Origin of the sequence: Streptomyces sp. NPDC059853, assembly GCF_042731495.1 — a bacterium.
Classification (GTDB): domain Bacteria; phylum Actinomycetota; class Actinomycetes; order Streptomycetales; family Streptomycetaceae; genus Streptomyces.
Genome location: NZ_JBHWJL010000212.1, coordinates 1 through 5,950 on the forward strand (window position 1 = coordinate 1; position 5,950 = coordinate 5,950).

Below are 5,950 nucleotides of genomic sequence, written 5' to 3' on the forward strand. Positions count from 1 at the left end.
GGGGGATGCGCCGTTCGCGCATCGGCCGGCGCGGGCGCGGTGCCGGACGGTGCGGCGGCCGCCGGGGGAGCCGCCGGGGCGGCGCCCGCGCCGGACCCCGGCGTCGCCGGGCCGCTGCGCGCGGGGCGCGCGGGATTGTCGGGCACCGCACCCGCAGCGGCCCCACCCGAACCGGACGGCTGGGCCGGAGCCGGGCTCGGGGCTGTGCCGTTGCCGGTCGTCCCGGCGGAACGACCGGGCACGGCCGCGGGAGCGGTGCCCCGCCCCGCGGTCGTGGCGTCCGGCTCGCCGCCGTGCGCCGGGGTGTTGGCGGCGGTGGGCTGCTGGGGCGCGCCACCGGGCGCGGGGTTCCGCGCCGGGGGAGCGGCGGCCGGTGCGGTGCCGCTGCCCGGGGCAGTTCCGGGGCTGTCGGCGCGGCTCGCTGCCGGTGGCTGCTGAGTGACGCCGGGCGCGGCGGGGTCCGGCCCTGCCTCACGCGCCGGGGTGCGCACGGCGGTGGGTTGCTGGGGCGCGGTACCGGGGGCCTGCGATGCGGGGGCCGTGCCCGATGGCCGGGCGCGGTCGGATCCGGGGCCGGTCGCCGCCGTATCCGGCGGCGCGGCAGGGGTGTTCGACACCGCGTCGGCCGGCGCTTGTGCCCCGGCGGGGCGCCCCGGGGCCGCACCGGGCACGCCGGTGGTGGGTGCCGGGGGCGTGGTGCCGGGGTGAGCGGGCGCCGGGGCCTGGCCACCGGCCGGGGGCCGGTTGTCCACGGCTGGGGCACCGGCGGCGGAGCCGCTCGGTCGCCGCTCGGGTGCGGACGGCGATGCGGCGCGCGGGGTCTGCGGCGGGGTGCCTCCGGCACCCGTGCTCGGGGCCGCCCCTCCGGGCGCCGTCGCGCCGTTGCCGGTGGTGGCCGGCGGGGTCCGTGGTGCCGCTCCGGCGGGGTCCGTGGGCTGCGGCCGGGCGTTCGCGCCGCCTTGCGCGGGACCCTGCGCCCCGGTGCCCGGTGGGGTGGGGCGGCGGGTGCCGGGGCGGGCCGTCATCGGGGGAGGGGTCCGCAGGTGTTGGCCGCAGGTGCCGCAGAACTCGTCGTCGGCATCCAACGGCTCCCCGCAGCCGGGGCAGGCGGAGAGTTGGTCGAGCTGCGGCATCGTCACACCCATGTCCTCGGGCGGAAGCGGTTGGCCGCCTCCACCAGTTCAATCCGTTCCCTACTGTCCGGCGCCCACTGTGCGAGCCGCCGGTAGGAGCGTTCCAGACCCAGTCTGATACCCGTCTCCTCAAGTGGCGCGCCCAGAAGGCGCCCATTCTGTCCGGAATGGCCGGACAGCAGCCAGTCCAGCGCGGACCCCAGCACTTCACAGGACAGCTGTTCACCCAGCGATGGTTCCAGCCCTCCCGCGAGCAGCGCCTCCACCTGCCGCCCCGCCGCCAGCAGGTCCGGCAGCAGCGATTCCGCAGGTGAACGCTGCCGCAGCCGGGCCCGTACCGCCGCCACGCGGGCCGCGATGTGGTGGGCGGAGGTGTCGGGCACCGACTCCAGCGCCGCCACCGCGCGCTCGCGGTCGCCGGTCGCCAGCCGTACCCGGGCCAGGCCGAAGCCCGCGCTGACATGGCTGGGATCCGTACGCCACACCAGCTCGTAGTAGTCGGCCGCGTTGTCCAGCTGGCCCAGGGTCTCCGCGCAGACCGCGAGCGCCAGCTTCGGCGCGACCTCGCCCGGGAACGCGTCGTACACCGCGTCGAACGACAGCGCCGCCGTCCCCAGGTCACCGGTGGCCAGGGCGGCCACGCCCTGGTACCAGACCACCCGCCAGTCGTCGCCGTACTCGTTCTCCAGCGCGGCCAGCAGCCGGCGGGCGCTCTCCCGGCCCCGGCCGTCCGGCAGTTCGAGCAGCGCGCGCAGTTCGCGCAGCCGCCGTTCCACGGACTGCGCCGGGGCGGCGTTGAGAGCACCGAGCAGATCGGCCGGGGCGGCGGCCGTCAGACCGGACAGGAACCCCGCGTTCGGGTCGTCCGGGTCGACCTTGGGCACGGGCAGCGACAGCGCGGTCCGCTCGATGTCCACCGGCATGGTCAGCGGCGCGGCGGTGGGCGTGGCCGTGCCCGCCGCCGGCTCCGGCCGGGGCGCCCGCCCGCGCCGCCGCCGCGCGCCCAGGGCCGACACCTCACGGCCCACGGCCGGCATCAGCTCGGTGTCGGGCACCCGCAGTTCCGGGCCGAACAGCTGCGACAGCGCGGGCTGCGGCTGCCCCGACTGGAGCGCCACCACTTCGCGCAGGACGCCCGTCAGCTGCTCGGACATCTGCTGCGCCGAGGAGAACCGCCGTTCCGGGTCCGGGTCGGTGGCCCGCACCAGCAGCCGGTAGAACGACTCGTACCGCTGGAAGACCTCGACGTGCTCCGGCTCCGGCAGGCTGTCCCGGAAGATCGTCGTGTAGCCCTGGAAGTCGAAGGTCAGCACCGCGAGTGTCCGTGCCACGGTGTACAGGTCGGACGCGACGGACGGCCCGATCTCGGCGACTTCGGGCGCCTGGTACCCGACCGTGCCCCACACGGCGCTCGTGGTGTCGTCCATCCGCCGCACCGCGCCCATGTCGATCAGCTTCAGCTGGTCGTTCTGCTGGATCGCGTTGTCCACCTTGAAGTCGCAGTACAGGAGCTGGCGGCTGTGGAGATGGCCGAGCGCGTCGAGTGCCTCGATGCCGTACGCGCACGCCTGTTCCACCGGCAGCGGGTCGCGGCGGCCGTCGGGGGTGCGGCGGGCGTTGGCGATCTCCTTCAGGGACCGGCCGCCCACGTACTCCATCACGATGTAGCCGTCGAGGCTGCCGGTGCGGCTGTCGAGGTGCTCGACGAAGTTGTAGATCCGCACGATGGTGGAGTGTTCGATCTCGGCGAGGAAGCGGCGTTCGGAGATCGCCACCTCCATCGCGTCGTCGTCGCCGGTGTCCAGCAGGCCCTTGAGCACCACCCACCGGTTGCTGACCTTGGTGTCGCGGGCGAGGTAGATCCAGCCGAGGCCGCCGTGGGCGAGGCAGCCGGCGATCTCGTACTGGTCGTGCACCAGGTCGCCCGGGCGCAGCTTGGGCACGAAGGAGTACGGGTGCCCGCAGCGGGTGCAGTAGCCCTCGCTGCGGCCCGGCCGGTCGCCCCGGGTGCGGCCGACGCGCTCGCCGCAGTCGCTGTTGCCGCAGAAGCGTTTGCGCTCGGGCACTTCGGGGTCGGCGAGCACCTGGTCGAGCGGGTCGGGGCGAGGGACGGGCGGAACGGTCACCAGGCCGGCGCCGAGCCGGGAGCGGGAGCCGGTGGCGGTGGAGCGGGAGCTGCGGACCGACACCGAGCGGTCGGCGAACGGGTGGGCCCCGGAGCGGGACAGCGAACCGGACACCGAACGGCGCGACAGCCGGGAGCTGGGCAGCGAGCGCGCGGAGCCGGGACCGGGGCCCGGGTCGAAGGCGGGACCTGCCTCGGGCTCGGGCTCGGGCTCTGGACCGGGACCGGTGCCCGGGACGGGTCCTGCGTCCGCTGCCGACGACGACGGTGGCGGCGGCGATGCGTCACCGGCCGCCGCGTCCTGGCGCCGGGCGGGGACGGGGCCCCGCTGGGGCGGGACGGTCAGCCCGGTGGCCACCGTGCCGATGTCGCCGCGCGGGGAGAGCACCGGGGCGAGCCCGCACAGATCGCAGTACAGCCGGCCGTCGCCCGCGTCCTCGTAGTGGCCGGCGCAGTCGGGCCGCTGGCAGGGGATGGGCCCGGGCCCGCCGCCGCTCACCGTTCGCTCCCGGGGCTCAGCAGGTCGGCCGCCGCCTCCTGGTAGCGCTGGACGGCATGCTCGGCGGCGCGCAGGTCGCACGGCGCGGTCCACAGCAGCCGGCGGGCGGCGTCGTACCGTTCGGCCAGCAGCGGGTCGTCGTCCTTGCCGAGCCGGACGGCCTTGGCGCGGTACGCGTCGAGGCGGCCGCGCAGTTCGGCGCGTATCGCGAGCGGGGCGGTGACGGCGGAGAGGGACGAACGCGCCCGCTCCAACTCCTCCTCGGCGCGCACCTCCAGGGCGTCCAGGAGCGGGGAGAGCCGGTGCCACTGGGCGCGGCGCCGGTAGTCGCCCGCGGTGGCGAGCTGCTGCTGGAGGGCGACGGGCGGGCCGCTGACGGCCGGAACCTCGCTGGCGGCGATCTTGGACAGCACCTCGACCCGGGCGGCACGGGCCTCGGCGAGGGTGCGGTCGGCCCGGGAGAGCACGTCGCGCAGGCCCAGCAGCCGGGCCTCGGCGTCCTTGCGCACGCCGAAGACGGCGTCCACCTCGCGCCGGATGTCGTCCAGCGTGCGGGCGGCCCGGTCGTAGCGGGCGGTGTCGGGGCGGCCCCCGCCGGGGGTGGACGAGCCGGGGTCGGGCAGCCAGAACGCCAGCGGGTCGGAGATCACCTCGGCCCGCAGCGCGGTGAGTTCGCCGGTGACCCGCTCCAGGTCGTCACCGGCCGGGTGCGTGCCGGGGCGGACTCCGGCGGAGTGGGCCAGTTCGCTGACCCGGCGGAGTTCGGCGGAGAGCAGGTCTATGCGGGCGGGCAGCGCCGACCACACGGCGTCGGCGGCGGCGACGACGTCGAGGACTTCGGCGTACCCGCGGTTCATCCGGGCCACCAGCTGCTGCCAGCTGGTGTGTTCGGCGAGCAGTTCGCCGCCGGAGATCACCAGGTTGCGGCCCTCCAGCAGCAGGCTGAGCCGGGTCAGTTCCTCGCGCCCGGGAAAGCGGCGGCGGGAGCGCAGTTCGCGGGCGGTGGTGAGGGTCTCGGTGCAGGTCTCGAACCAGGACCACAGGTCGGCGACGGTCGCCTCGGCCCGCTGCCAGCGTTCGAGGGTGAGCCCGGTGAGCCGCGCGCCTTCGAGCAGCCGGCGGCCGGCGTGGTCCTGGAGGGTGAGCAGGGAGGTCTCGATCGCCTCGTGCTCGGCGGCGAGCCGTACGAGGGCGCGGTCCACTTCCTCCCGGCTCAGCACCCGTTGCCCGGAATCCGGGGCCATCGTTCTCCCCTCTGTCCCGTCCGCCACTGCTTCTGCTGCATGCGTTCGCTCACCTGGTCTGATCTGCTCGGTTCGGACTGCTGCCTGATCCTTCCCCCGTCCGGGTGCGGTTCACCGTCAGTCCCGGTACCGGGGTGCGGCCGGCTCGGGCGAGATGCCCGGCGGGAACCAGTCGGCGAGCCAGGTCCGGTAGGAGAGGTGCCAGGCGCTGTTCTCCCCGCCGGACCGGTAGTCCTCCAGTATGGCGTTGACCCGGCGCACCAGGTCCTGGTCGTCGAGGTTCATGGCGATGCCGTAGGACTCCTCCTTGATCGGCTCGCCGATCAGCCGCATGGTCGGGTCCTGCGCCGCGTGGGCGGCGGCGAGCGCGCCGTCGGTCATCAGGGCGTCCGCCTCGCCGAGCTGGATGCGCACCAGGCAGTCCAGGTGGCCGCCCGCGGTGACCAGTTCGGCGCCGTGCGGCTCGCGCTCCAGCAGGACGCGGGCGGTGGTGTCGTCGCCGCTGCACACCCGCATGCCGGCCAGGGAGGAGTCGAAGCCGGTGATCTCGGACCAGCGGGGGGCGAGCAGTTGCTGGCCGGTGTCGAAGTACGGCGCGGAGAACGCCACCGCGTCCCAGCGGTCGCAGGTGATGGACATGCTGCGGATGACCATGTCCACCTCCCGGTTCTCCAGCAGCGGGATCCGCTGGTCGGTGGGGATGGGCCGCAGGGTGACGCGCCCGGGGTCGCCGAGCAGGTCGGCGGCCACGGCGCGGGCGAGGTCGATGTCGAAGCCGATGACCGTCTGCGGGTCGTCGGGGGCGCGGTAGCCCCACAGGTAGCTGTTCTGGTCGACGCCGACGATCAGCCGGCCGCGTTCGGTGATCCGCTGGACCGCCTCGCCGCCGTCCCGGGAGGGCGACCAGCTGTTGGCGGCGGGGTCGACGCCGTTCGCGCAGGTCTCGCGG

3 protein-coding genes are annotated in these 5,950 nt (G+C 75.6%); all 3 read right to left on the reverse strand.

What is annotated here, in order from left to right; genetic code table 11:
* Positions 1–1,135: 1,135 nt before the first annotated feature.
* Positions 1,136–3,757: a tetratricopeptide repeat protein gene (locus tag ACFV5N_RS19965; RefSeq protein WP_385601493.1), complete on the reverse strand. Its 2,622-nt coding sequence runs from the start codon at positions 3,755–3,757 to the stop codon at positions 1,136–1,138.
* Entirely contained in the window at positions 3,754–5,001 is a 1,248-nt protein-coding gene (locus ACFV5N_RS19970; RefSeq protein ID WP_385601495.1) for a hypothetical protein, read from the reverse strand. Before ACFV5N_RS19970 ends, ACFV5N_RS19965 begins: the two co-directional genes overlap by 4 nt.
* Positions 5,002–5,118: 117 nt before the next feature.
* Positions 5,119–5,950, reverse strand: an 832-nt coding sequence (locus tag ACFV5N_RS19975; protein ID WP_385601498.1) for a glutamate ABC transporter substrate-binding protein, incomplete at its 5' end; no start/stop codon positions are given.